Origin of the sequence: Martelella limonii (genome assembly GCF_013344475.1) — a bacterium.
In the GTDB taxonomy this organism is placed as follows: Bacteria; Pseudomonadota; Alphaproteobacteria; order Rhizobiales; family Rhizobiaceae; genus Martelella; species Martelella limonii.
The window spans coordinates 940,532-964,089 of sequence record NZ_JABUOU010000001.1 but is presented as its reverse complement, the minus strand read 5'-3'; the positions used below and the strand labels follow the sequence as shown (position 1 = coordinate 964,089).

Below are 23,558 nucleotides of genomic sequence, written 5' to 3'. Positions count from 1 at the left end.
GGCCGCTTCAAAGGGCCGCGCGGAAATAGATCTGCGGGTGTCCGGTATCCGGAGCGATGCCGACCTTGGCTGAGACACGGAAGACCTCCGCAATCAGCGCTTCTGTGAGCACGTCTTGCGGAGTGCCGGATGCGACGATCGCGCCATTCTTCAAGACGATGATCCGGTCGCAATAGGTTGCGGCAAGATTGAGGTCGTGGAGCGCCACGATGCTGGTCACCTCAAGCTGGCGGATGGTGTGAAGGATGTCGATCTGATGATGGATGTCGAGATGGTTGGTGGGCTCGTCGAGAAACAGCACTTCAGGGCTTTGCGCCAGCGCGCGGGCAATATGCACCCGCTGCCGTTCGCCGCCAGAGAGCGTCTGCCATGACTGGTGCTGAAGGTGGGTCATGCCGACGCGTTCAAGTGCGCGGTCGACGGCTGCCTGATCCTCCGCACGCCAGCCTGAGAGCGCCGAACGGTGCGGCGTGCGTCCGAGCCGGACGACATCGCGGACACTGACGCTGGTTTCCGTGGCCGCGCTCTGCTGGACGAAGGCGACGCGCTGCGCAAGCGTCCGTCTTGGCACATCCGCAATATCCAGGCCGTTGATGATCACCTGGCCCTGCTGCGGCCGCTTCAGCCCCGCCAGAAGCCGGAGCAGCGAGGACTTTCCAGAGCCGTTCGGCCCGATCAGCCCGAGCGTTTCACCAGTGGCGACCTCAAGCGAGACATCGCTGACGATCGTCTTGCGCTTGACGCCCCATGTGAGCCGGTCCGCGACGACGCTCATGATTGCGGCCTCGCGCGATAGAGGATGATCGCAAAAAACGGAACGCCGACAAGCGCGGTGACGACGCCGATCGGAATCGTCTGATTGGCGACCAGCACGCGTGAGGCGATGTCGGCGATCACCATGAACACGGCGCCGAGAATGGCCGATGCCGGCAGAAGCCGCATGTGCAGCGGGCCGACGACATAGCGCGCGGCATGGGGCACGACGAGGCCGACGAAGCCGATTGCGCCCACCTGGCTGACGATGGTCGCCGTCATCAGCGCCGTGACGCCGAAGAGGATCAGCCTTGTACGGGCAACGGGAATGCCGAGCGCTGCCGCATCCTCGTCACCAAAGGTGAAGGCGTCGAGTGCGCGCGCCATCACGATGCAGATCAGAAGGCAGATGACGAGGACCACCACCATCAGCTGGAACTGCGGCCAGCGTACGCCGCCGAAACTGCCGAGCAGCCAGAACATGACGCTGCGGGCCTGCTGGGCGCTTGCCGAGGTCGTGACGATATAGGCCGTCAGCGCGTTGAAAAGCTGCGAGGCGGCGACGCCGGCCAGAATGGTATGATTGGGTCCGCTTGTTGCACCGTTCGAAAGCAGGGCGACCAGTGCAAAGGCGGAAAAGGCGCCAACGAACGCGCCCAGCGACAGCGATACCGTGCCGGCACCGATGCCGAGCACGATGACCGCGACCGCGCCGGTCGAGGCGCCGGCAGAGACGCCGAGAACGAAGGGTTCGGCCAGCGCATTGCGCAGCAGCGCCTGCAGGATCGCCCCGCAGATCGCCAGTCCCGCGCCGCAGAGGGCGGCGACGAGGCTGCGGCTCAGCCGAAGGTTCCAGACCACGCTTGCTTCGATCCTGGGTATGTCGGCGGTCGTCAGGCCGAAATGATTGGTGATCGTGAGAAACACCGTTCTGACCGGAATGTTGTAGTCGCCGATGGCGGTTGCAACCGCCACCGCAGCCACGAGCACCGCTGCCGAGAGCGCAAGCAGAAACGCTAGCCTTGCACCGGCGCTCATATGCGTTCCCTTCGTCATTGCGGGAGGTCGATCGCCTTCAACTGCTGTGCGATTTCCTCGGCGCCGTAAAGCGTGCGGATGCTGGGGTTCATCGCCGCCCCGCTCATCACCACGATCCGGCCGTTCTCCACCGCATCCATCTGGCTTACGGTTGGGTCTGAGGTGAGGAACTTGATCTTGTTTTCGGCCTTGTCGAGATCCCAGCGGTTGCGATCGACCTGGGAGGCGACGATCACGGTCGGATCGGCCGCCATGATGCCTTCCCAGTTCAGGGTCGGCCATTCGGCTTCCGTCTTCAGCGCATTGGTGCCGCCGAGCAGATCGGCGATGAAGGCCGAGGGCCCGTTGCCACCGCCGAGATAGGCATCATCGGCCGGCGAGGCGCTTGAGAACCAGAACAGGAATGTCAGCTTGTCGTTCTTCGGAAACTGTTCGCGCAGCGCCGTCTCGCGTGACTTGAAATCCGCAATCACGGCTGCGCCGCGATCCTGAACGTCGAAGATCTGCGCGAGATCCTCGATTTCCTGGTAAAGCAGGTCCATGTTCCAGAGCTGGTCGCGGCTGCCATAGGCGTCGCTGGTATCGAGCTTGGTCGAGCAGGCGCTTGGGGAAAGGTAGGTCGGGATGTCGAGCTCTTCGAAATCGGTGCGCTTTGCAACCTTGCTGTCCGGGCCCATCAGCGTGGTCAGCATCGCCGCTACGAAATCAGGTTGCTGCTCGAGAACGTTTTCAAGGGTCGGGAACTCGACGGAGAGAAGTTTTACCTGCGCATTGGCATCGGCAAGTTCGGGAAGCACCTGGTTTGGCCAGAAGGCGGTTGCCGCCATGCGATCCTGAAGACCGAGAAGCAACATGATCTCGGCGCTGTTCTGACCCAGGGCGACGGCATGTTCCGGCGCCTTTTCAAAAACGACCGTCTCACCGCAATTTTCGATCGTCAGGGGATAGGTCGTCGATCCGGCGAAGGCGGCGCCGGCAGAAAGTGCCGTTGCCAGGCAAGCGAGAAGGCCAAGTTTTTTCGTCGTTTTCATGTCGCATCCAGTCTGCTCGGGTCATTCGTGCGACTTCTAGAAGCGGCAGCCTGTCAAATCAAGATAAAAATACTCATGTTTTCGCGCGGATCCCCCGAGTTCTTCCAAGCGGTTCCGACATCTGAAAGTGCAGATGATCAAGGGGGAGCAGACGGGGAGGCCGCGCTGCCTGGGCAGCGCGGCGTACCATCATGCCCGTTCGACGCACATCGCAACGCCCATGCCGCCGCCGATGCAGAGCGTGGCAAGACCCCGGCGCGCGTCGCGGCGGTTCATCTCGTGAAGCAGGGTGACGAGCACGCGTGCGCCCGATGCCCCGATCGGATGGCCGAGCGCGATGGCGCCGCCATTGACGTTGACCTTTGCGGGATCAAGGCCGAGTGCGCCGTTGACTGCGCAGGCCTGGGCGGCAAAGGCCTCGTTGGCTTCGACAAGATCGAGATCGCCGACAGTCCATCCGGCGCGCTCGAGCGCCTTTTGAGACGCATGGACCGGGCCAATCCCCATGATCGCCGGGTCTACACCCGCCGTCGCGAAGGCCTTGATCCGCGCCATCGGCTGAACGCCACGCTTCTCGGCCTCTTCGGCGGACATCAGAACCATGGCGGCGGCGCCGTCATTGAGGCCGGAGGCGTTGCCGGCTGTGACCGTGCCGGACTTGTCGAAGGCCGGGCGGAGCTTCGCAAGCGACGCCTCATCGGCATCGGCACGGATCTGCTCGTCGCGCGCAAATACCGCGTCGCCGCGGCGGTCCTTCACCGTGAAGGGAACGATCTCGCCTTCAAAGCGGCCTGCATCCTGCGCCGCGGCGGCCTTGCGGTGGCTTTGCAGCGCGAAGGCATCCTGTGCGTCGCGGCTGATCGCGTAGCGGCTTGCCACGTTCTCCGCCGTGATGCCCATGTGGTAGCCGTTGAAGGCATCCATCAGCCCGTCGTTCACCATCGTGTCGACCAGCGAAATCGGGCCCATCTTGGTGCCGGCGCGGGCATATTGGCAGTGGGGGGAGAGCGACATGTTCTCCTGCCCGCCGGCAACGACGATCCGGGACTGGCCGGTCGCGATCTGCTGGGCGGCAAGGGCCACCGCGCGCAGCCCGGAGCCACAGACCTGGTTGACGATAAGGGCGGTTGCCGCCTCCGGTATGCCGGCCTTCATCGCTGCCTGACGCGCCGGGTTCTGCCCGGCGCCTGCGGTGAGCACCTGACCCATAATGACCTCGTCCACCGCATTGGCGGAAACGCCGGCGCGCGTGAGCGCTTCGCTGATGACGGCGGCGCCGAGATCATGAGCGGGCACCGTTGCGAGCGACTTCATGAAGGCGCCGACGGCCGTGCGGCAGGCGCCGGCAATGACGATATCGCTCATGCCGTTTCTCCCGTCTCGAGCGCGACTTCGAAATCGGCTTCTGTCTTTGCGCGGATTTCGTCCACGCTGACGCCATCGGCAAGCTCGATCAGCGTCAGTTTCGCAGGGCCCGTGCGGGCCACCGTGAAGACGCCCAGATCGGTGATCACCAGATCGGTGACGCGGCTTCCCGTCAGCGGCAGGTCGCATGCCTTCAAAAGCTTGGATTTGCCCTTGGCCTCGTGTTCCATAACCACGACGACGCGCTTGACGCCGGCGACGAGATCCATTGCGCCACCCATGCCCTTGACCATCTTGCCCGGGATCATCCAGTTGGCGAGATCGCCGTTTTCAGCCACCTGCATCGCCCCCAGGATCGACAGGTCGATATGGCCGCCGCGGATCATGCCGAAACTATCGGCGCTCGAAAAATAGCTCGTCTCCGGAAGCTCGGTCACGGTCTGCTTGCCGGCATTGATCAGGTCGGCGTCCTCCTCGCCCTCGAAGGGGAAGGGGCCCATCGACATCATGCCGTTCTCGCTCTGGAGGCGCACATCGATGCCATCGGGAATATAATTGGCGACAAGGGTCGGAATGCCGATGCCGAGATTGACGTAGAAGCCGTCCTCAAGCTCGCGGGCGGCGCGCGCCGCCATCTGTTCGCGTGTCCAGGCCATCAGGCGGTCTCCTCTTTGCGCTTGCGGGTGGTGCGCTGCTCGATGTGCTTCTTCGCATCCTTCACCTCGACGATCTTCGAGACGAAGATGCCCGGCGTATGGATGTGATCGGGATCGATCTCGCCGGCGGGCACCAGATGTTCCACCTCGGCGACCGTCAGCTTCGCCGCCGTCGCCATCATCGGATTGAAGTTGCGCGCGGTCTTGCGATAGACGAGATTGCCCTCGGTATCGCCCCTGAAGGCGTGGACCAGCGCGATGTCGGCGAACAGCGCGCGCTCCATCACATAATCCTCGCCGTCGAATGTGCGCACTTCCTTGCCCTCGGCGATCATCGTGCCGACGCCCGTCTTGGTGAAGAAGGCCGGAATGCCGGCGCCGCCGGCACGGATGCGCTCGGCGAGCGTGCCCTGCGGGTTGAATTCCAGCTCCAACTCTCCAGAGAGATATTGTTCGGCAAACAGCTTGTTCTCGCCGACATAGGACGAGACCATCTTGGAAATCTGCTTTGTCGCGAGCAGCCGGCCAAGACCGATGCCATCGACGCCGGCATTGTTGGAAATCACCGTGAGATTACGCGCGCCCGACGCCTCGACCGCTTCGATCAGGCTTTCGGGAATGCCGCAAAGGCCGAACCCGCCCGACATGATCACCATGCCGTCCTTCAACTCTCCCGCAAGCGCTTCCGCTGCGGATGAAAACTGCTTTTTCATGATTTCTCCTCCCGGTTCTCAACCGTTTAGTGAGAATAGATTAGGCTTGATCTTCGACGGGCGTTAGTCGTATTTCTACCATATGACCGCACCATCCTCCCAACCGCATCGCTTCCCGCTTGCAGAAATTCCGGTGCCCATGGTCTATGCCACGCACCGCATCATTCGCGATTGCAATGACGAGTTCGCGGCCGTCTTCGGTTATGAGCGGGAAAGCCTGATCGACCGGAGTTTTTCGCGCCTTTATCCAGGCCTTGAGGATTTCGTGCGCACCGGGGAAATGTGGCGGGTCAATCTTCCGGAACATGCCGTCTATTACGATGAGCGGATCATGGCCGATGCGGGGGGGCGGCGCTTCTGGTGCCGGGTGCGCGGGCGTTCCTATGATCTGAAGGACCCCTTTGCAGCAGCGCTCTACTGCTTCGAGCCGATGACGCGGCCGGTGACAGGCGCGACGATGAAGCTGACCGGCCGCCAGCGCCAGATCCTGACGCTCGTTTCCCAGGGGAAGACCAATGGTGTAATCGCCGCCGAGATCGGGCTCTCGCCCCGCACCGTGGAGGCGCACCGCCTGCGCCTGACCCGCACGCTCGGTCTTGCCAACAGCGCGGAGCTGCTGGCGTGGTTTCTGAACAGCGAGCAGTAGCGGGCTGCTCGAACCGGCTCGGGCGGCCCCGTCGCGGGGCCGCCACGCGCGCTTAAGCCTTTGATGACTGCAGGGCGTTCAGCATTGCCTCAAGCGATACGAAGGCTGAGGCAGCGCCAGGGTCGACATGGCCAACCGAACGCGCGCCGAGCTTTGCGGAGCGGCCGCGCCGGCTTTCGATGGTTGCGGTATAGTCCATGCCGGCCTTTGCTGCCTTGACGGCCGCCGTCAGGACGCCTGCCTCATCCGCGCCTTCTCCGGCTGCTTTTTCAGCGGCTTCGGCTGCCGGAACCCAGGCGTCGATCATCGTCTTGTCGCCGGGCTTCGCGCCGCCGCGCGACAGGATTCCGTCGCTCATGCCCCTGATCCAGGCGGCCAGCGCTGCCGGATCGAGATTGAGGCGGTCGCTGACCGCGCTCGCGGCATGACGGAAGGCGCCGGCATAAAGCGGACCCGACGAGGCGCCAACGGCAGTCAGGAAGGCATGTGCGATCGTTTCGCAGGTCTCGGCGATAACAGCGTCATCCTCGCGGTTGTCAAGCTCGACCTTCACCGCGCTCCAGCCGATATTCATGGTCACGCCGTGGTCGCCGTCGCCGATCACGCCGTCAAGTTCGGAGAGCCAGTTCTGCTTGTCGCGGATCGCATCTGCGATGGCATCCATCATCGTGACGAAGAGCACGGGCGTGATCGCGCCGCTGTCCTTCAGCGATGCCCTGTCGATGGCCTGGGCCTTGGCGCCCTCCTTGACGACACGGGCGCTGCGCTTGCCGGCAGGCGCGATGTCGCCAGCAGCACCCACGCTGAGCGCAGGGGTCTGGCATGGATGGTCGAGGAGCGCGGTCAGCGTATCGTCAAGCTTCAGAAGCGTGATCGAGGCGCCTGCCATTTCGAGCGAGGTTGCGTATTCGCCGACCCAGCTGTTGTGAATGGCGATATCCTTCTCGCCAAGAATCTTGCGGACGCGGCGGAACAGCACGAAGAGTTCAAGCTGCGTCGTCGCGCCAAGGCCGTTGACCAGAACGGCAACGCGATCGCCTGCGGCAAGCGCAAGCTCTTCCAGGATCGGCGCCATCAACGTGTCGACGACACTGTCGGCCGTTTCGAGCCTGGTCCGGCGCATCCCCGGTTCGCCATGGATGCCCATGCCGATTTCCATGTCTTCCGCGCCGATCTCGAAATTGGGTTTGCCGGTCTGGGGCAGCGAGCAGGCGCCAAGCGCCACGCCCATCGACCGGCAACGTTCGTTCGCAAGCCGGGCCATCGCCTCGACCGTATCGATATCATCGCCGCGATCTGCGGCAGCGCCAGCGCATTTGAAGACGAAGAAGTCGCCGGCCACACCGCGCCGTTCGCCGATCCGCTCGCGCGGGGCAGAGGCGACGTCGTCCGTCACTGCTATGTGCCTAACAGGCGTGCCCTCGGCGGCGAGATCTTCTGCCGCCATGGTGAAGTTCAGGACGTCGCCGGTGTAATTGCCGTAGAGGAAGACGACGCCCGCGCCGCCATCGGCCGCGCGTCCGGCGTCGAGGATCTGTTCGGGCGAGGGGGAGGCGAAGACATTGCCGACGGCCGCCGCATCGGCAAGACCGCGCCCGACATAGCCTGCAAAGGCCGGTTCATGGCCCGAGCCGCCGCCGATCACGATGCCGACCTTGCCATCGCGGGGGCCGTTCTTGGCGACGACCGCGCGTCCGGTGCCACCTTCCACGCACAGCAGGTCCGGATAGGCGCCGACCAGTCCCTCGATGAATTCGGGAATGATGTCTTCCGGGGCGTTGATCAGTTTCTTTGTCTTCGTCATGGTTTCCTCCTCAAGATTGGGGTCCTCAGCCGTGATCTCCGGGAACCAGGCGTTTGGCGGCAGCGACCGTGCGGGCAAGCCATTCATGCTCGATCCGCCGGGTCTCTTCCATGTCGTCGCTCTGCGGCAACCAATGTTCAAGGATGACGCTCATGTCATCCGGGCAGTGGGAAAGGCAATCGAGAATTTCGCTGATTTCGGCCCGGCCTTCGCCGAGCGGCGTGCCGTGGATGCGGAAGCCCACACCATAGGGGTCCGGCGTGATTTCGTAGTCCTTGAGATGCAGGTTGATGGTGTAGGGCGCCAGCATCCGCACCGTGGTCATTGGCCATTCGCCGGCGCAGATCGAGTTGGCGACATCGAGGCAGACGCCAAGCGAATCGTCGGATACGGCATCGAGCAGCTCGACCATACGCGGCGAGGGGTAGTTGAAATGGTTCTCGATCGCGATCCGCATCCCGGCCTTGCGGGCATCGACCAGAAGCTCCTTGAGCTGGGCGGCGAGTTCCGGCACGGGAACGAATGCGTCCTCGGCATCGAGCGCGACCCTCAGGATCTTCGATCCGATGCGCTCGCCGATCGGGATGTAGCGGGCAAGCTGCTCGGCATTGAAGCACTGGGTGCCAAGCTCGAGCGCCATGCCGTATCCGTCTGCCTGTGCCTTCAGGGCTTTATGGTCCTCAGCGCTCAGACGGTCGAGCGGCATGTTGTCCGCATACTGGACCAGTTTCAGGCCATGCTTGTTTGCGATATCAAGCACTTCGAAGGCCGTCATCGGCACGTCGGGCTGGATATTGCCGATGCCGATGGACCAGCGGAACGCGTAGCTGCCAAGACCGAGCTTCATGTCATCCTCGATAAAAAAATGCTGCTGCGACCGGGAGGGGCCGCAGCAGCCGGAACTTTGGTTAGTGGATCAGCGAGCCGCCGTTGACGTCGACTTCCGAGCCCGTGACGTAAGCGGAGAGGTCGGACGCCAGGAACAGCGCGCAGCCGGCAACTTCTTCAGCCTTGCCTGCACGGGCCATCGGGATGCCGGCTTCGATTTCCGTCAGCTTCTCGGGCGTCAGCATGCCACCGGTGATGTCGGTTGCGATGAAGCCGGGGCAGATCGCATTGACGCGGACATTGTCGGGGGCGAGTTCGCGCGCCATGGCCTTTGTGAGGCCGAGGACACCAGCCTTTGCCGCCGAATAGTGCGGGCCGCCGAAAATGCCGCCGCCGCGCTGTGCGGAGACCGAAGACAGGTTGACGATCTTGCCCTGCTTGCGCTCGCGCATGTGCGGGATCACCGCCTGGCTGCAGTAGAGGGTTCCGCGCAGGTTCACGTCGAGAACGGCGTCGTAGTTGCCGGGACCGATCTCCATGATCTTCAGCGGCTGGGTGATGCCGGCATTGTTGACGAGGATATCGATCTGGCCCCATTTTTCGACGAGCGCCTGCATCACCTTCTTGGCTGCTTCGAGATCGGTGACATTGCAGGCCATGCCGACATGCTGCGGGCCGAGATCGGCTGCTGCCTGCTGCGCGGCGGCCTCATCGAGATCGAGAATCGCCACGGTCGCGCCGTGTTCGGCGAAGAGCTTCGCCGTTGCCTTGCCGAGGCCGCGCTTCGACGCGGCGCCGGTGATCACGGCGAATTTACCTTCCAGAAGAGCAGTACCCATATTCAGTCTCCCATTTGCTCATATGTCCGGCCGAAAAGGTCCGGTTGTTCAGGTCTTTGTTAAATCAGAGCCAGCCGCGAAGCTGATCCTTGATGGCCGCAGTGGAAATGCCGTAGCGATCGTGAAGGCTCGGCAACGCGCCCGCATCCAGGAACTGGTCGGGCAGGCCGATCATCTTGAACGGCGGCGTGACGCCGTTGGTCAGAAGCGTTGAAGCCACGGCCTCGCCAAGTCCTCCCACCACGGTGTGGTTTTCGGCGGTCACGACAAGGCGGCCGCTCTTGCCGGCCTCGCGCAGGATGGTCTCCTGATCGAGGGGTTTGATCGTCGGGCAGTGCAGCACGGCGACCGAAATATTGTCCGCCTCGAGTTCCTTCGCCGCATCAAGTGCGCGCATGGTCATGAAGCCGGAGGTGACGAGCAGCGCGTCCGTGCCGTCACGCAGGAGCTTGGCCTTGCCGAGCTCGAACTTGTAGTCCGGGCAATGGTCGCGGATCACGGACGGCACCTTGCCGCGCGGCAGGCGCATATAGACGGGGCCCGGATGCGCGGTGATTGCGGGGACCGCTTCCATCACATCGATGGCATCGCACGGGTCGACGATCGTCAGGTTCGGCAGGCCGCGGAAAATCGCGATGTCTTCGGTAGCCTGGTGGCTCGGGCCGTAACCGGTGGAAAGGCCGGGCAGGGCGCAGACGATCTTGACCGGCAGATATTCCTCGGCGATCGCCATGGCGATGAAGTCATAGGCGCGGCGAGAGGCGAAGACGGCATAGGTGGTGGCAAAGGGAATGAAGCCTTCGCGCGCCATACCGGCAGCGGCCGAAATCATCACCTGTTCCGCCATGCCCATCTGGTAGAAGCGATCCGGGAAGGCTTCGCCAAAGATGTGGAGGTCGGTGTATTTCGCAAGGTCGGCCGTGAGTCCGACGATGCGGTCATTCTTCTTCGCTTCCTCGACCAGGGCATGGCCGAACGGGGCTGAGACCGTGTCATAGCCTTCGGCTGCGAGCGATGCGATCATCGCCGACGTGCGGCCGCCTTCTCCGGGCTTCGGTGCCTGGCGGGGTTCCCATTTGCGGTGGGGATCGTAATTCTGGGCTGTGCTCATGGTTCTTCTCCCTCACTCCGGCCGGTTTTCGTCGAGAACGGCAAGCGCCTTCTGCCATTCATCCGCTTCCACCCGCACGAAATGGGTGATTTCGCGCTGCTCGAGGAAGGGCACGCCCTTGCACATCAGCGTGTCGCAGATGATCACGCGCGGCTGGTCGCCAGCGTGGTTGCGGGCGGCGTCGAGCGCCTTGACCACGGCGTCCATATCGTTTCCGTCAACGCGCTGGACTTGCCAGCCAAAGGCAGCCCACTTCTCCGGCAGTGGCTCGGAGGAGAGCATTTCCGTCGACTTGCCATCGGCCTGCTGGTTGTTGAAGTCGACCAGGCAGATCAGATTGCCGAGGCGGTGGTGGGCGGCAGACATCGCCGCTTCCCACGTCGAGCCCTCGCCGAGCTCGCCGTCCGACATCAGATTGTAAACGAAGGCGCCGTTCTTCTTGGCCTTGAGGCCGAGCGCCATGCCGACAGCGATGCCGAGCCCATGCCCAAGCGATCCGCCGGTGATTTCCATGCCGGGCGTATAGGCGGCCATGCCGGACATCGGCAGGCGGCTGTCATCGGTGCCATAGGTTTCGAGTTCGTGCTCGGGCAGGATCTTCGCCTCGATCAGGGCCGCATAAAGCGCAATGGCATAATGACCGATCGACAGCAGGAAGCGGTCCCGGCCTTCCCATAGAGGCTCATCCGGGCGATAGTTCAGTGCGTGGAAATAGGAAGCGGCGAGCACGTCGGCGACACCGAGGGCCTGGCCGACATAACCCTGGCCCTGAACTTCGCCCATGCGGACCGCCTTGCGGCGGATCTCCCAAGCGCGGCGCTCAAGACTCATGTTCGACAGCGACGCTGCCGGTTGATGACTGGTCATGTTTCCTCCCGTATCGTGCTGCTGACCGTTTTGTGGCCAGTCTCGCAATTTACTGGACTCAGGAGGGGGCTTCCCGCAATTAAGAAAATCGAACTAGTTGTTAAGTTTAACTTAGGTGACGGGCGTTTCAAAATACGCAAAGTTCGCTGCGGTCAGGCAGCAGGAGGTTTGGTTGCCAGGAGGAGGGTCAGCCTGTTTGAGGTTGGCATAGCTATCTGTAAACATTATGGCTCGTCCTCTCACCCGCTGAGCATGCGGCTCCTGTTCGCCTATTGCCTCGATTAAACAGCTCTCAGGGAGGAGTTCATGAAGATAGCTCACTTACTCGCAGCAGCGGTCGTTTCGCTCTGCGCCACGCAGGCATTTGCCGAAACGCTCCAGCTTTCGCACAATGCGGCCCCCGGCAATCCGAAGGACGTTGCGTCGCTGAAGTTTGCTGAACTGGTCAATGAAAAGACCGACGGCCGCATTACCGTCGATGTCGGCGGCTCCGCCCAGTTCGGCGACGATGCCGAAACGATCACCAATATGCGCCTCGGCACTATTGCTTTCTCTGCAAACTCGCAGGGCACGACTTCGGCCGTCGTTCCGGAGATCGCGCTTCTCGGTCTGCCCTTCCTGTTCCAGAACCTCGAGCAGGCCGAAGCCGTGATGGATGGCCCTGCGGGCGATCAGATCGCGGAAGCTGCCGAAAAGCAGGGACTGGTGGTTCTGGCATGGTGGAACAACGGCATTCGCGAAACGTCGAATTCCAAAAAGCCGATCAACACGCCGGAAGACCTGAAGGGCATGAAGATCCGCACGCCACCGGATCCGATGACGATCGACATCTTCACCGCGCTTGGTGCGTCGGCGACCCCGATGGCGTTCTCCGAGCTTTACATCGCGTTGCAGCAGGGCGTTGTCGACGGGCAGGAAAACCCGCTGATCAACATCTACTCTTCCAAGCTTCAGGAAGTGCAGCCCTACATCTCGATGACCAACCACAAATATGAATCGACGCCGTTCCTGGCCTCGAAGATCGTGTTTGATTCGCTGTCGCCGGAAGACCAGCAGGCCGTTCGCGATGCAGCCGTTGAAGCCGGCGAACTGAACCGCCAGATGGTGCGCGACCAGACTGCTGAACTGCGCGGCATCCTGGAAGCCGAAGGCATCAAGATCAACGATGTCGATCCGGCTCCCTTCGTTGCCGCAACCCAGTCTGTCTACGACAAGTGGCACGAACAGTACCCCGAGCTGGTTGACCAGCTGGTGTCGTCCGCCAAAGAAGCGGCAGCAAAGTAATGAACGCCGACGGTATCCGGACGGCGCGCAAGGCGGGAACTCCCGCCTTGCGCCTCGCTGAAGGGTTGGGCTGGCTGCTCGACCGTATCTCGATGGCAATCGCGGTCGGCTCCGTGGTGGTGATCTTCTTCTCCCTGATTGCCGAGGTGGTCGTTCGCTACATGACCGACGCAAGCCTTGGCTGGCCGAACGAAGTTCCCAATATCCTGTTTCCCTGGCTGATCATGGGCGGGATCGTCCTTGGCGCGCTCAGGGGAGCGCATATCGCCGCCGAGGCCTTCAGGTCGATGCTCAACACCGCCCAGCTCAGGGTGCTGATGATGGGTATCCATCTTCTGGTTGCCGTTTCCTTCTTCTATCTCGCCTATCTTTCCCTGCAGGTGATCCAGATCACCCGGGTACAGGTTTTCCCGATGACGGGGCTCGGTCAGGCCTGGGCCTACAGCGCGCTGCTGTTCGGCTTTGGCGGCATTGCGGTTGCTTCGGTGATCAACCTTGTCCGCACCGCCTACGCCGATGATCCGGAAACCCTGTTCGAGACCGATGTGGAGCACACGACATGACCGCAATCATGACCGGCCTTTTTGCCGTAATGCTGACGCTGTCTGTTCCGGTCGGCTATGCGCTGATCATCGCCGCCGGCGCCGCGATCCTGATCGATGGCGGAACCCCGACGGTCGTTGCCGTGGTCAAGCTGTTCCAGCCGACGCAGAGCTTTCCGCTGCTCGCCATTCCTTTCTTCATTCTTTCCGGCTCGCTGATGATGACCGGAACGCTCGGCCAGAAGCTGATCCAGTTTGCCGCCAATCTGGTGGGCCGCTTTCATGGCGGTCTTGGCCAGGTCACCGTGGTTGGCTCGACGATCTTCGGCGGCGTTTCCGGATCGGCGGTCGCCGAGGCCTCCGCGCTCGGCACGATGCTGATCCCGTGGCAGAAGCGCGAAGGCTATCCCGCAGGCTTTGCGGCTGCCGTTACCGCGTCGTCGTCCACGATTGCCGGTCTCATCCCGCCCTCGATCCCGCTGATCCTGTTTTCCACGGTGTCGAACGCTTCGATCGCGAGCCTGTTTTCGGCGGCCATCCTGCCGGGCTTGCTGCTTGCCTTCGGCATGATGATGGTGTGCTACCTGTCTGGCCGCATCCGCAATTTCCCGCGTCTGAGCGATACCGGCGGGCTGAAGCGGCTCGGCTCCACCATTGTTTCCGCAGCGCCTGCGCTTGCCATGCCGTTCATCATCATCGTGCTGCTGCGCGCCGGCATTGCAACGCCGACAGAAGTCAGCGTGATTGCGGTTGCCTATGCGCTGATCGTCAGCGTGCTGATCTACCGCGATCTCACGGTGAAGCGGCTTCAGGAGGCGCTTGTCGGCACGGTCATCACCACCGGCGTGGTCATGCTGGTGATTACCGCGTCGAGCCTTGTCGGCCACGTGCTGATTTCCGAACGCGTCCCAACCTATGTCGCCCAATGGGCGCAGGAGACGCTCGGCAACAAGTACATGATCATCCTGATGATGAACATCATCATGCTGGTCGTCGGCATGTTCCTCGATCTGCCCGCCGCGATCCTGCTGCTTGGTCCGACCTTTGTCGCAATCGCCCAGGCGATCGGCCTCGATCTCGTCCAGCTCGGCGTGATGATCTGCATCAACCTTTCGATCGGGCTGTTCACCCCGCCGATCGGCACGACGCTGTTCATCGGCGCGGTCATCGCGAAGGTTCCGATCGGTGCGGTCGTGCGTGAATTGTGGCCTTTCTACATGGTCGCGATCACGGTGCTTGCGCTGATCTCCTATGTTCCTTTCCTGACGTTCTACTGAGGTTGATATGTCGTCGAAAATGAAAGTCGCCTTTGTCGGTCTCGGATCGATGGGACTGCCGATGGCGCAAAACCTGGTGAAGGCCGGACACGAGGTGCGCGGTTTTGACATGCGCCAGGAGGCCATGGAGGCACTGGTGTCTGCCGGCGGCAAGCCGGCGGCCAGCCTCTCCTCAGCCTGCGCAGGGGCCGATGCACTGGTGCTGATGGTGGTGAATGCCGCCCAGGCCCGCAGCGTGCTCGTCGGCGCGGGAGCGCTGCAGGCGCTGCCAGAAGGCGCGCATGTCTGCCTGATGGCCACCTGTCCGCAGGACGAGGTGGTGATGCTCGACAGCGAGGTATCGGCAGAAGGCAAGGTTCTCGTCGATTGCCCGGTTTCCGGTGGCGTCGTCGGCGCCAGGGCCGGAACGCTGACAATCATGGTCGGCGCGCCAAGGTCTGCCTATGACCATGTCGAAGCACTTCTTCGGGCCATGGGCGACAAGCTTTACCACTGTGGACCGGAGGTTGGTCAGGGCGCTGCGGTGAAGGCGATCAACCAGTTGCTGTGCGGAGTTCATCTCGCCGCAGCAGGCGAAGCGATGGCGCTCGGCGAAAAGGCAGGGGTCGACACGGCCACGCTGCTCGAGATCGTGTCCGGTTCGGCCGCCTCCAGCTGGATGCTCAAGGACCGCGGGCCGCGCATGCTGATGGACGAACCGCCTGTCACCAGCGCGGTGGACATTTTCGTGAAGGATCTCGGCATTGCGCTTGCGACCGGACGCGCCGCAGGCATGGCGCTGCCGCTTGCGGCTGCCGCGCACCAGATGTTTCTTGCAGAAAGCGGCGCGGGCAATGGTTCTCGCGATGATAGCCAGGTGGTTGCGGCCTACCGCCGGCTCAATGGCATGGGTTGACAGCTTCCTCCCGAAGGCCGCATGAGGTGGGCGTGTCTGTTTTTGCAACGGGCGCGCCCAAGCTGCTTTGGAGGCCGCCATGCCGATCAGCCCCAACCTCAATTCGTTGGCCTATTTCGAAGCTGTTGCGCGCACCGGGCGGGTGACGCTTGCAGCAGCCGAGCTCGGCGTCTCGACGGCAGCGGTCAGCCAGCAGCTCAAGCAACTTGAGGAACAGTGGGGCGTGCGTCTGTTCAGGCGCAAGGACCGGCGGCTGACGCTGACGATCGATGGCGAGATGCTGTTCCAGACGACCACCTCGGCGCTGCGGATGATCCGCGATGCCCGTTCGGCGCTGGTTCACCAGCGCAACAGCCATCAGCTGACCCTGCGCTCCAGCCCGAGCTTCGCGGTGCGCTGGCTGACGCCGCGGCTCAAGCGCTTCGTCGATTCCCATCCGGACTGGGGTGTGCGCATCGATGCCTCTCCCGATTTCTCCGATTTCGAAACCGAGGTGATCGATCTTGATCTTCGGTATGGGTCCGGTGCCTGGGAAGGGTTGCATACGGAGTGCATCATCAATGATTTCGTGCTGCCGATGTGCAGCCCGGATTATCGCGAACAGATGCGATCGATCAGCCCCGATCCGATTGTCCAGTTTTCCCATTCACGGCTGATCCATTCGGTGAAGGCGCTCTACCAATGGGATGTGTGGCTGATGGTGCATGAAATTGCAGCGCCCACCGAAACAAGCGCGCTGCGCTTCGATCGGTCGTCTATGGCGATCCAGCTCGCGCGCGACGGGGCAGGGGTGGTGCTCGATTCCGCCACGCTTGCTCAAGAGGATCTCGAACGCGGGACCCTCGTGCCATTCAGTCCGCAATTCGACGTGATCGAGTTTCCGGCTTATTGGGCGGTATGCCCCGGCAGGCATGTCAACCGCCGCGTGGTGCGGCTGTTCATCGACTGGATCCTGAAGGAGGCCGAGACCTTCGACCGAACGGCGCGCGACATGCTGGTTGCGCAGGGCTGCCGGCTGCGTCTTGCGCGCGATGCCGAGCCGGGCCTCAGATAGTCCCTCCAGCCGCATGACATTTTGCATTGTGTCGCGGGCAGCGTGAAGTCACGCCGCCCGCAGCGCTCACGTTATTCGGCTGACGCGGAAATATCGACCTGCTGCAGCAGGCTCGCCGGCGCCATCGCTGCCGTCATCAGGGCCGGCATGCCGATGCCCTGATCGGACTTTGCCTTGATGGCAATTGCGAGCGTCTTGGGATCGGCGATGAAGGCCGAAACTGCGTCGATCACGGGCAGAATGGTCTGATCATCGCCCAGGCTCTCGGCAGCAACGGATAGCGTGAGGGCAACAATCGAAGCGGCATCCCCTTCGCTGATGCCCTTGTCGTCCGCATAAAGCTTCAGGGCCCGGGAGAAGAGGCCATCGTTTTCAAGCTCCATGCTGATCTCGTGGACTGTGAGCGCAAATGCCGCAGCCTGTACCAGATCCTTGTCGCCCGAGAAGAACTCTTCGCCGAAATTGCCGATCGTGGCGGCGAGCGAAATGCTGCCGATGTCCTCGCCGCTCAAGGTGATGTCTTCGATGGCCAGCTGCTTCTCGGCCCTGTCCCAACGAAGCGCAATGTTTTCCGACATCGTCACCTCTTCATAGCCCATCTTCCTGAAGATCTGGACCGCCTCGTTTTTCTCGTCGGTGAGTTTTATCTTCAACTGATCCATCGCAAAATGGATGCCGGTTGGAATGCCCTTGAAGGGCTCGTCGAAGACGACGCTGAAATCCTTGAGGCTCATCTCTAAGGTCTCATCCACGCCGAAGCCGTTTTCTGTGTCCGGCGTCGCGCTGACGGCGTAGTCCGTCATCGTGATCGTGCCGAATGCGGGCATGAAGGCACTGACCTCGAGCCGGTCCTGACCTTCCGGACCCGCCTCTATCAGGGCCCTCACTGCTTCCATCGTCGGAACGAAGGAGAAGCCGGAGCTCGTTGCCTTTTGCAGGGTGAAGAAGTCATCGCCAGCCCTGATATCGACCCCCTCTACCTCTGTATCAAAGACCAATTCGTCCATGGCGACCGCCATCCGATCAATCTTGAAGCTCATGTCCGGTTCTTCAGAGGAGGTCACGCGCATGTCGGAAACTTCCATGTCGCCCTTCGAAATCGTATCGATGAGCGACAGGACCTGAAGACCCAGACGCTGCTTCTGCTCGTCGGTCATGTCCTGCGTCTGGGCGGATTCCTGCAATGCCTGCACCGTTTCGAAGAAGGGCACTTCGGGCAGGCGCATCCAGAAACCGCTGCTCTTCAACGCGCCGTAGGAGATGCTTTCCTCGTCCATCGTCATGACGAAGTTTTTCGCCGAAACCGGTCCGTAGACCAGGCGGGGCTCGTTCTTGTCTTCGCCCGCACTGGTCTCGGTGTAGATCCGGGCGAGAAACGGTCCGTCGATGTCCTGACCTTCGATGCTTTCGATGGAAATCGTCGTCGAAAGCGGAAGGGCCGGCGCGTCTTCTCCCGTCGGCGGCGTGACCTGAGCGCGCATCTCGCCCGCGGCGTAGGAGCCGACATGTCCGTTGACGATGTCCTTCAGCACGACATCGGAGTAGGTTGTCGTCTGCGCGATGCCCTCGATATTCTGCTTCGCGTCGATCTGCGGAATTGTGATCTGACCGGCAGAGATGCGCTCGACCCGCTCCGCCGGCGTAAGGGCGCTGTTCTCGTCCATGGCGGCGAGAAACTCCCGGTTCAACCCGGCATTCTCAACCTTCAGGTTCGGAACGGTGACGTCGTACAATTCGCTCTTGAAGGAAAGGTCGCTGGCCTCGATCATGCCGGTGAGAAAAAGAAACTCTGGCCTTGCCTCGACCGAGGCGACGTGCAGGGATTGACCTTCCTCGATCGGAAGCGTGAGATCTGTTACATGGACGTGGCCAATGAGGTCAGCCTTGACGGAGGCTGCGGTTGCGCCGCTCTTTGCGATGCTGTCTGCCACCGTCTTTTCCAGCATGACCTTGCCGCCGACCGCGCCTGCAGCCGCAATCACGGCGATTGCTGCGACCGACCAAAGCAAAATCCGCCCCGCTTTCCGCGTGCCTTTTGCCTTCTCTTCCATGCGATGCTTCCTTTTATCTGTGCGTCTTAACTTTCCTAACAGGCATAAATCTCCCGGCTTTGATGTGCAACAGCGCAGGTGCTGGCGCCCTGTGATCGGTCGGAGATTGTGAAGGTATTTTCGGGTGCGCGGCCCTTCGCAGAAAGTGTTCAGGAAGGGCATGCCGCGAGTGTGAAGAGCGTCAGTTTGAAGAAAAAAAGGCCGCCGCAATCAGTGCTTGCAACGGCCTGATGTCATACGTTCGGGCTCTAGGTCTCGACCGTCGGATAGTCCTTGTCTCGCCAGTGCTGCAGCCGGGCGGCCATTTCGCGCTGGAAGGACAGCGGCCCGGTCTTCTGGATGTAGGGCTCGTCATAGATGCCGATATACATCGTCAGATTGAGGAAGAAGTGGGCCCCCATCTCGAACAGCGCCACATAGTCGTGGTTGATCAGCGCGTCGCGTTCCGCATCGGTAAATGAATGCACGCTCGAAGCCTCGACATCATTGCCGAGAAGCTTGGGCCCAATCGACTGTTCCCAGGTGGCAACGAAGGTGCGCGGATCGTCGGTGTAGCGCTTCAGCAGTTCCGGATCTCGGTCGACGGTGAACAGGAACTTGTTGACGTAATATTTGCTCATGCCGCCTGCTCCTTCGGATACCAGGTGAAATAGGCTTCCATGGTGTGGAACAGGTCGAGATTGTCGACATAGTCGGCATTCTCGGGACCGGCGACGCCCAGCATCAGGATGAAGTTCAGGAAGCCCTGGGTGGCGTTGCCGCTTTTCACCATGCTCTCATGGGTGACGTTGTCGAGGATTGCCTCGATATCGCCATTGCGAAGCCACTCGATCGCCTGCCGGTCGAACACCGGGTCCGGGCCTGTCTCCATGAACTGGCGGGGGCCGCCGAGCTCCAGCGACAGATGCCCCGTGCCGATGGCCGCAACGCGCTTGTCGGACGGATAGGCGTCGATCGCCTTCCGGATGGCGCGGCCGAGATTGTAGAAGCGGCGCGGGCTCGGAAGCGGGGGTGCGAAGATGTTGGTATAGATCGGCACCACCGGCAGATCGTTCTGCGGCCTGACGGTGATGATCGGGCAGATGATCGAATGGTCGATCTTCAGTTCGTTCGAAAATGCGAAATCGAAATCCTGATCCATCAGGTGCCTGTGCATGAAGCGCGACATGTCCTCGTCGCCTTCCAGCACATATTTCGGAATGCCGAATTCGCGCTCCTCGTTATAGAAGGTGGCGTCATAGCGCGCCGCCTTGCCGATCAGGAATTGTGGGCAGTTGTCGAGGAAGATCTGGTGGAAATGGTCGGAGCCGACCATCACCAGAATATCCGGCTCAGCCTTCGCGAGCGTCTCGCGATAGGCTTCGATTTTCTTCTTCCATGTCGGCGCCTCGGGCATCTGCTGCTCGGGCGGCATGGTGGTGGCCTTCAGATAGAAGGGGTGGTGCGTCGATGCCAGTGTGGCGACCAGTTTTGCCAAGTTCTCTCCTCCTCAATCACCAAACAGGGACCGGGTCAGTCCCGCCTTTTCGAAAATCCTGTCGCGGCTCTTCACCAGTTCGTCGCGCAGATGCGGGATATCGCAGCCGAGAAGCTTGCCCTTCCACTTGCGCACCTTGCCGGCGACCAGCACGGTGTCGACATTGGAGCGCTCCATCAGCGTCACCACCGCGCCCGGCACATTGTTGAGCGGCGCGACGTTCAGCGCTTCTGCATCGAGCAGGATGATGTCCGCTTCCTTGCCCGGCGTCAGAGATCCGGTCTTCTTCGAAAGCCGGAGGCCTTCCGCGCCGCCGACGGTTGCCGCATGGAGCGCCTGGCGCGACGTGATCAGCTCGGGATAATCCTCGCCGCCAAGCGCCTTTTCGTTGGCAAACATGCGCTGCATGGTCACCATGGCGCGCATCTGCGTGAAGAAGTCCGCCGTCATCGTGCATTCGACATCGGTGGAAAGCGACATGCTCATGCCGAGGTCGAGCGCGCGCTGGATCGGAGGCATGCCGTGGCGCATCTGCATTTCGATCGGAACCGAAAGCGAGATGTGGGCGCCGGCATCGCGGGCGTATTTCCAGCCGTCTTCGGACATGCCGGTCATGTGGATGAAGATGTTGTCCGCGCCGAACTTGCCGGACTTGCCGAGCTCGTCGAAGGTCGGCTGCATGCCGAATGTCCCGACGACGTGCAGCGCGATCGGAAGATCGAGCTCGCGGCCGATCCGCCACGCCTCCTCGTGGAAGGGCAGGTAGATCTCGCCGCCCATGACCATGGAGATGAGCTGGTCGTCGGAAGAGAAATACTGTTCCTTCAGGCGTTTCGCGTCGCCCGGATATTTCGCGCCGTCGCCCCAGCCTTCGAAATAACCGAACACCGAGCGCCTGCCCGAATCCTTGAGCGCCTTGATCACCGCGTCGGAATGCTCCGGCGTATGGTGGATCTGGCTGACGTCCATCACCGTCGTGACGCCGGCATCAAGCTGCGACAGCGCTGCGAAAAGCTCGTTGATGTAGACATCTTCCGGCGTATAGGCCATCGAGGCTGTCTGCAGCACCATCTCGTAGTAATTGTTGACGGAGGACGGCCGGCCGTCATTGATCAGGATGGCGTTGGCAAGCTGGCCGCGCAGCGCCGTTTCGAACTGGTGATGGTGGGTGTCGATGAAGCCCGGCATCACGATCTTGCCGGCAGCATCGATGACGATCGCGTCGCTTGCCTCGATCGAAGGGCCGATCTCGACGATCTTGCTGCCCTCAAGCAGGATGTCGCCGCGTTCGAAATCGCCCACCGCCTGGTCCATCGACATGACGATGCCGCCGCGAATCAGGGTGCGTTGCCCTTTTTTGCCGATCTCTTCGGCCTTGAAGCCCGACTGGCTGCTCGCACCCTCCGCCTGGAATGCCGGCATTGGCAGCGGCAGCCGCTTGGCGTCGCAAAATCTGCACATGATCTTTCCTCCCTGAAACGATGTGCGGAACCTGTTCTCCCTCAGGTTCCAAGAATTGATTGCAGGACGGGATAGCGTCCCATGGCAAAGGCAATATGCGAGGCGGCTTCCCGAAGGGCGGGAAGCCTTTCCTCGATCATCTGTTGCGGCGTCACCATGCCGGTGTAGCCGGATGTATTGAGCGCGGCGATCGTCCGGCCCTCGAAGTCGCGGACCGGCACGGCCAGTGCGGTGATGCCGTAGTCGAGCTGGTCGACCGTGGTGGAATAGCCGTTGGCGCGGACGTCCCTGATCTTCTGACGGAGAATGTCGCGGTCGGTGACGGTCTTCGAGGTCAGCGCGACGGGTTTGACCTTGGCAAGATAATCCTCAAGCGCCTCGTCGGAGAGACCGGCGAGCAGGACGCGGCCAAGCGATGTCGCAAAGGCCGGATAGCGCGCGCCGATCACGGCTGCGGCACGCCGCGCCCGCTGGACCGAGACGTGGGCGACATAGATCACATGGTCGCCGTCAAGCGTGCCGACGGACGAGGCATCGCCAAACTGTTCGACAAGGCCGCGCAGATTGGGTTGCAACACCTCGTCGATATGGGCGGAGAAATAGAAGGCGGAACTGAGCGTCATCACCTTGGGGCGCAGGTGGAACCGCTTGTCCTTCTGACCGACATAGCCGAGCGACTGGAGCGTGATGAGGCTCCGGCGCGCGGCAGCCGGAGAAAGGCCCGCGCGGCGCGCGACTTCCGACAGCGTCATTTCCGAATGGGCGGCATCGAAGGCTTCCATGATGGAAAGGCCCTTGGCGAGCGCCTCCACGAATTCCGCAGGCCGCTCTTCGCCGTCGATGATCTTCAAAGCTTCTGACACGTTTTCATTCCTTCTAGCCGAACATGCTCCGAAATTGACGGCAACGCCGCATCGGGACAAGGGCCTGTCGCGCGCTTCGGGTGGCTGATCTGATGCGATCGGTCCGCTCCTGACCTTGCGACTTGACGGCACGTTAAATGCTCTCTACGATTTCGGCAAGAGGAAATTATTTCGCACAGCGAAAACGGAGCATGCCATGCGAATTGGAAAACAGGACAACGCCCTCACTGCGATCGCCACGTCCGATGCCGAAACCATCACCGTTCGCGGCTATGATCTTTGCGACGACCTGATCGGGAAGATCGACTTCAGCGATTATTTCTGGCTGCTGGTGATCGGCGAAAAGCCGACGACCGCGCAGCGCCGCATGCTGGATGCCTGCCTCGTCGCCATCGCCGAACATGGTCTCGTGCCGAGCGTTCAGGCTGCGCGGATGACGCTTGCTGCCGGCCCCGATGCCTGGCAGGGCGCGATGGCGGCAGGCCTGCTCGGCATGGGCAGCGTGGTCGCCGGTTCTTCCGAGCAGGCGGGCCGCTATCTGGTCGAGGTGCTTGAGGACGCGGGCGAGGGCGATATAGAGCAGGCCGCCCGCAAGAGCGTCGAGGCGCTGAAGGCTCAGCGCAAGAAGGTGCCGGGCCTTGGCCATCCGCAGCATTCGTCCGGGGATCCACGCGCCAATCGGCTGCTGGAGATTGCCGATGAGCTCGGCGTATCGGGTCGACACATCGCAGCACTCAGAGCCCTCGGCAAGGTCGCGCCCGAGGTGATGGACCGTCCGCTGCCGATCAATGTGTCCGGCGCCATCCCTGCGACCATTCTCGACGCTGGCTGGCCCGTGGAGGCGCTGAAGGCCGTGCCGCTGCTCGCCCGCACCGCCGGTCTCTCGGCGCACCTGTTCGAGGAAGCGCAGCGTTCGATCGGCTTCATCATGTCGCACCAGGCCGATCAGGCGATCGCCTATGACGGCAAGACATCCAAAAAGACGGCCTGAAACAGGCAATTC

General features: G+C 62.0%; 23 protein-coding genes. 7 read left to right on the top strand and 16 right to left on the bottom strand.

The window, feature by feature from the left end; all coding sequences use genetic code 11:
• Nucleotides 1–7 precede the first annotated feature (7 nt).
• From HPQ62_RS04495 to HPQ62_RS04470, 6 genes are all read right to left on the bottom strand, one after another.
• Nucleotides 8–775 (bottom strand): ABC transporter ATP-binding protein, encoded by a 768-nt coding sequence (locus HPQ62_RS04495; RefSeq protein WP_174801272.1) that lies wholly within the window; start codon nucleotides 773–775, stop codon nucleotides 8–10.
• Nucleotides 772–1,791: a FecCD family ABC transporter permease gene (locus HPQ62_RS04490; RefSeq protein WP_244629540.1), complete on the bottom strand. Its 1,020-nt coding sequence runs from the start codon at nucleotides 1,789–1,791 to the stop codon at nucleotides 772–774. The genes HPQ62_RS04495 and HPQ62_RS04490 overlap by 4 nt, the downstream gene beginning before the upstream one ends.
• Before the next feature lie 14 nt (nucleotides 1,792–1,805).
• Nucleotides 1,806–2,822 carry an ABC transporter substrate-binding protein gene (locus tag HPQ62_RS04485; protein ID WP_174801270.1) on the bottom strand — a complete coding sequence of 339 codons (1,017 nt, stop codon included), beginning with the start codon at nucleotides 2,820–2,822 and terminating at the stop codon, nucleotides 1,806–1,808.
• Nucleotides 2,823–3,011: 189 nt separating this feature from the next.
• Nucleotides 3,012–4,187: an acetyl-CoA C-acetyltransferase gene (locus HPQ62_RS04480; protein ID WP_174801269.1), complete on the bottom strand. Its 1,176-nt coding sequence runs from the start codon at nucleotides 4,185–4,187 to the stop codon at nucleotides 3,012–3,014.
• Nucleotides 4,184–4,843: a 3-oxoacid CoA-transferase subunit B gene (locus HPQ62_RS04475; protein ID WP_174801268.1), complete on the bottom strand. Its 660-nt coding sequence runs from the start codon at nucleotides 4,841–4,843 to the stop codon at nucleotides 4,184–4,186. Before HPQ62_RS04475 ends, HPQ62_RS04480 begins: the two co-directional genes overlap by 4 nt.
• The gene (locus tag HPQ62_RS04470) at nucleotides 4,843–5,556 is read right to left on the bottom strand and encodes a CoA transferase subunit A (RefSeq protein ID WP_174801267.1); all 714 of its coding nucleotides are present in this window, start codon (nucleotides 5,554–5,556) and stop codon (nucleotides 4,843–4,845) included. The genes HPQ62_RS04475 and HPQ62_RS04470 overlap by 1 nt, the downstream gene beginning before the upstream one ends.
• A 139-nt stretch (nucleotides 5,557–5,695) precedes the next feature.
• Here HPQ62_RS04470 and HPQ62_RS04465 point away from each other — a divergent pair, with 139 nt between their 5' ends.
• Nucleotides 5,696–6,202 (top strand): PAS and helix-turn-helix domain-containing protein, encoded by a 507-nt coding sequence (locus HPQ62_RS04465; RefSeq protein WP_174801266.1) that lies wholly within the window; start codon nucleotides 5,696–5,698, stop codon nucleotides 6,200–6,202.
• 52 nt (nucleotides 6,203–6,254) lie between these two features.
• On the opposite strand, the gene dhaL is transcribed toward HPQ62_RS04465, so the two are convergent.
• The 5 genes from dhaL to HPQ62_RS04440 form a co-directional block, all read right to left on the bottom strand.
• Entirely contained in the window at nucleotides 6,255–8,006 is a 1,752-nt protein-coding gene (gene dhaL / locus HPQ62_RS04460) for a dihydroxyacetone kinase subunit DhaL (RefSeq protein WP_174801265.1), read from the bottom strand.
• Between the two features lie 25 nt (nucleotides 8,007–8,031).
• On the bottom strand, nucleotides 8,032–8,853 hold the full coding sequence (locus HPQ62_RS04455) for a sugar phosphate isomerase/epimerase family protein (protein WP_174801264.1): 822 nt from the start codon (nucleotides 8,851–8,853) through the stop codon (nucleotides 8,032–8,034).
• Between the two features lie 61 nt (nucleotides 8,854–8,914).
• Entirely contained in the window at nucleotides 8,915–9,673 is a 759-nt protein-coding gene (locus tag HPQ62_RS04450; protein ID WP_174801263.1) for an SDR family NAD(P)-dependent oxidoreductase, read from the bottom strand.
• Between the two features lie 64 nt (nucleotides 9,674–9,737).
• Entirely contained in the window at nucleotides 9,738–10,784 is a 1,047-nt protein-coding gene (locus HPQ62_RS04445; protein WP_174801262.1) for a transketolase family protein, read from the bottom strand.
• 12 nt (nucleotides 10,785–10,796) lie between these two features.
• Nucleotides 10,797–11,651, bottom strand: coding sequence for a transketolase (locus HPQ62_RS04440; protein ID WP_174801261.1), 855 nt, complete (start codon nucleotides 11,649–11,651; stop codon nucleotides 10,797–10,799).
• A 306-nt stretch (nucleotides 11,652–11,957) separates the two neighbouring features.
• On the opposite strand from HPQ62_RS04440, the gene HPQ62_RS04435 reads away from it, so the two are divergent.
• The 5 genes from HPQ62_RS04435 (at nucleotide 11,958) to HPQ62_RS04415 (ending at nucleotide 16,703) form a co-directional block, all read left to right on the top strand.
• Nucleotides 11,958–12,935 (top strand): TRAP transporter substrate-binding protein, encoded by a 978-nt coding sequence (locus HPQ62_RS04435; RefSeq protein WP_174801260.1) that lies wholly within the window; start codon nucleotides 11,958–11,960, stop codon nucleotides 12,933–12,935.
• A complete protein-coding gene (locus HPQ62_RS04430; protein WP_174801259.1) occupies nucleotides 12,935–13,498 on the top strand; it encodes a TRAP transporter small permease in 564 nt (187 codons plus the stop codon). Before HPQ62_RS04435 ends, HPQ62_RS04430 begins: the two co-directional genes overlap by 1 nt.
• Nucleotides 13,495–14,754 carry a TRAP transporter large permease gene (locus tag HPQ62_RS04425; protein WP_174801258.1) on the top strand — a complete coding sequence of 420 codons (1,260 nt, stop codon included), beginning with the start codon at nucleotides 13,495–13,497 and terminating at the stop codon, nucleotides 14,752–14,754. Before HPQ62_RS04430 ends, HPQ62_RS04425 begins: the two co-directional genes overlap by 4 nt.
• A gap of 7 nt (nucleotides 14,755–14,761) precedes the next feature.
• The gene (locus tag HPQ62_RS04420; RefSeq protein WP_174801257.1) at nucleotides 14,762–15,649 is read left to right on the top strand and encodes an NAD(P)-dependent oxidoreductase; all 888 of its coding nucleotides are present in this window, start codon (nucleotides 14,762–14,764) and stop codon (nucleotides 15,647–15,649) included.
• A 79-nt stretch (nucleotides 15,650–15,728) separates the two neighbouring features.
• Nucleotides 15,729–16,703 carry a LysR substrate-binding domain-containing protein gene (locus tag HPQ62_RS04415; protein WP_174801256.1) on the top strand — a complete coding sequence of 325 codons (975 nt, stop codon included), beginning with the start codon at nucleotides 15,729–15,731 and terminating at the stop codon, nucleotides 16,701–16,703.
• A 71-nt stretch (nucleotides 16,704–16,774) separates the two neighbouring features.
• Here the strand turns inward: HPQ62_RS04415 and HPQ62_RS04410 are convergent, their stop codons facing one another.
• The 5 genes from HPQ62_RS04410 to HPQ62_RS04390 form a co-directional block, all read right to left on the bottom strand.
• Nucleotides 16,775–18,754, bottom strand: coding sequence for a hypothetical protein (locus tag HPQ62_RS04410; RefSeq protein ID WP_174801255.1), 1,980 nt, complete (start codon nucleotides 18,752–18,754; stop codon nucleotides 16,775–16,777).
• A 248-nt stretch (nucleotides 18,755–19,002) separates the two neighbouring features.
• On the bottom strand, nucleotides 19,003–19,374 hold the full coding sequence (locus HPQ62_RS04405; protein ID WP_174801254.1) for a hypothetical protein: 372 nt from the start codon (nucleotides 19,372–19,374) through the stop codon (nucleotides 19,003–19,005).
• Nucleotides 19,371–20,231, bottom strand: a complete 861-nt coding sequence (locus tag HPQ62_RS04400) for a DODA-type extradiol aromatic ring-opening family dioxygenase (RefSeq protein ID WP_174801253.1) — start codon at nucleotides 20,229–20,231, stop codon at nucleotides 19,371–19,373. Before HPQ62_RS04400 ends, HPQ62_RS04405 begins: the two co-directional genes overlap by 4 nt.
• A gap of 12 nt (nucleotides 20,232–20,243) precedes the next feature.
• Nucleotides 20,244–21,692 (bottom strand): amidohydrolase family protein, encoded by a 1,449-nt coding sequence (locus tag HPQ62_RS04395; protein WP_174801252.1) that lies wholly within the window; start codon nucleotides 21,690–21,692, stop codon nucleotides 20,244–20,246.
• A 41-nt stretch (nucleotides 21,693–21,733) separates the two neighbouring features.
• Nucleotides 21,734–22,555 carry an IclR family transcriptional regulator domain-containing protein gene (locus HPQ62_RS04390; protein ID WP_342343671.1) on the bottom strand — a complete coding sequence of 274 codons (822 nt, stop codon included), beginning with the start codon at nucleotides 22,553–22,555 and terminating at the stop codon, nucleotides 21,734–21,736.
• 196 nt (nucleotides 22,556–22,751) lie between these two features.
• Here HPQ62_RS04390 and HPQ62_RS04385 point away from each other — a divergent pair, with 196 nt between their 5' ends.
• The gene (locus tag HPQ62_RS04385; RefSeq protein WP_174801251.1) at nucleotides 22,752–23,546 is read left to right on the top strand and encodes a citryl-CoA lyase; all 795 of its coding nucleotides are present in this window, start codon (nucleotides 22,752–22,754) and stop codon (nucleotides 23,544–23,546) included.
• The last annotated feature ends 12 nt before the right edge of the window (nucleotides 23,547–23,558 follow it).

What these genes read in the sequence shown, in the direction of transcription:
- HPQ62_RS04495 (WP_174801272.1), bottom strand. Translation starts at nt 775, where the DNA reads ATGAGCGTCGTCGCGGACCGGCTCACATGGGGCGTCAAGCGCAAGACG.
- HPQ62_RS04490 (WP_244629540.1), bottom strand. Translation starts at nt 1,791, where the DNA reads ATGAGCGCCGGTGCAAGGCTAGCGTTTCTGCTTGCGCTCTCGGCAGCG.
- HPQ62_RS04485 (WP_174801270.1), bottom strand. Translation starts at nt 2,822, where the DNA reads ATGAAAACGACGAAAAAACTTGGCCTTCTCGCTTGCCTGGCAACGGCA.
- HPQ62_RS04480 (WP_174801269.1), bottom strand. Translation starts at nt 4,187, where the DNA reads ATGAGCGATATCGTCATTGCCGGCGCCTGCCGCACGGCCGTCGGCGCC.
- HPQ62_RS04475 (WP_174801268.1), bottom strand. Translation starts at nt 4,843, where the DNA reads ATGGCCTGGACACGCGAACAGATGGCGGCGCGCGCCGCCCGCGAGCTT.
- HPQ62_RS04470 (WP_174801267.1), bottom strand. Translation starts at nt 5,556, where the DNA reads ATGAAAAAGCAGTTTTCATCCGCAGCGGAAGCGCTTGCGGGAGAGTTG.
- HPQ62_RS04465 (WP_174801266.1), top strand. Translation starts at nt 5,696, where the DNA reads ATGGTCTATGCCACGCACCGCATCATTCGCGATTGCAATGACGAGTTC.
- dhaL (WP_174801265.1), bottom strand. Translation starts at nt 8,006, where the DNA reads ATGACGAAGACAAAGAAACTGATCAACGCCCCGGAAGACATCATTCCC.
- HPQ62_RS04455 (WP_174801264.1), bottom strand. Translation starts at nt 8,853, where the DNA reads ATGAAGCTCGGTCTTGGCAGCTACGCGTTCCGCTGGTCCATCGGCATC.
- HPQ62_RS04450 (WP_174801263.1), bottom strand. Translation starts at nt 9,673, where the DNA reads ATGGGTACTGCTCTTCTGGAAGGTAAATTCGCCGTGATCACCGGCGCC.
- HPQ62_RS04445 (WP_174801262.1), bottom strand. Translation starts at nt 10,784, where the DNA reads ATGAGCACAGCCCAGAATTACGATCCCCACCGCAAATGGGAACCCCGC.
- HPQ62_RS04440 (WP_174801261.1), bottom strand. Translation starts at nt 11,651, where the DNA reads ATGACCAGTCATCAACCGGCAGCGTCGCTGTCGAACATGAGTCTTGAG.
- HPQ62_RS04435 (WP_174801260.1), top strand. Translation starts at nt 11,958, where the DNA reads ATGAAGATAGCTCACTTACTCGCAGCAGCGGTCGTTTCGCTCTGCGCC.
- HPQ62_RS04430 (WP_174801259.1), top strand. Translation starts at nt 12,935, where the DNA reads ATGAACGCCGACGGTATCCGGACGGCGCGCAAGGCGGGAACTCCCGCC.
- HPQ62_RS04425 (WP_174801258.1), top strand. Translation starts at nt 13,495, where the DNA reads ATGACCGCAATCATGACCGGCCTTTTTGCCGTAATGCTGACGCTGTCT.
- HPQ62_RS04420 (WP_174801257.1), top strand. Translation starts at nt 14,762, where the DNA reads ATGTCGTCGAAAATGAAAGTCGCCTTTGTCGGTCTCGGATCGATGGGA.
- HPQ62_RS04415 (WP_174801256.1), top strand. Translation starts at nt 15,729, where the DNA reads ATGCCGATCAGCCCCAACCTCAATTCGTTGGCCTATTTCGAAGCTGTT.
- HPQ62_RS04410 (WP_174801255.1), bottom strand. Translation starts at nt 18,754, where the DNA reads ATGGAAGAGAAGGCAAAAGGCACGCGGAAAGCGGGGCGGATTTTGCTT.
- HPQ62_RS04405 (WP_174801254.1), bottom strand. Translation starts at nt 19,374, where the DNA reads ATGAGCAAATATTACGTCAACAAGTTCCTGTTCACCGTCGACCGAGAT.
- HPQ62_RS04395 (WP_174801252.1), bottom strand. Translation starts at nt 21,692, where the DNA reads ATGTGCAGATTTTGCGACGCCAAGCGGCTGCCGCTGCCAATGCCGGCA.
- HPQ62_RS04385 (WP_174801251.1), top strand. Translation starts at nt 22,752, where the DNA reads ATGCGAATTGGAAAACAGGACAACGCCCTCACTGCGATCGCCACGTCC.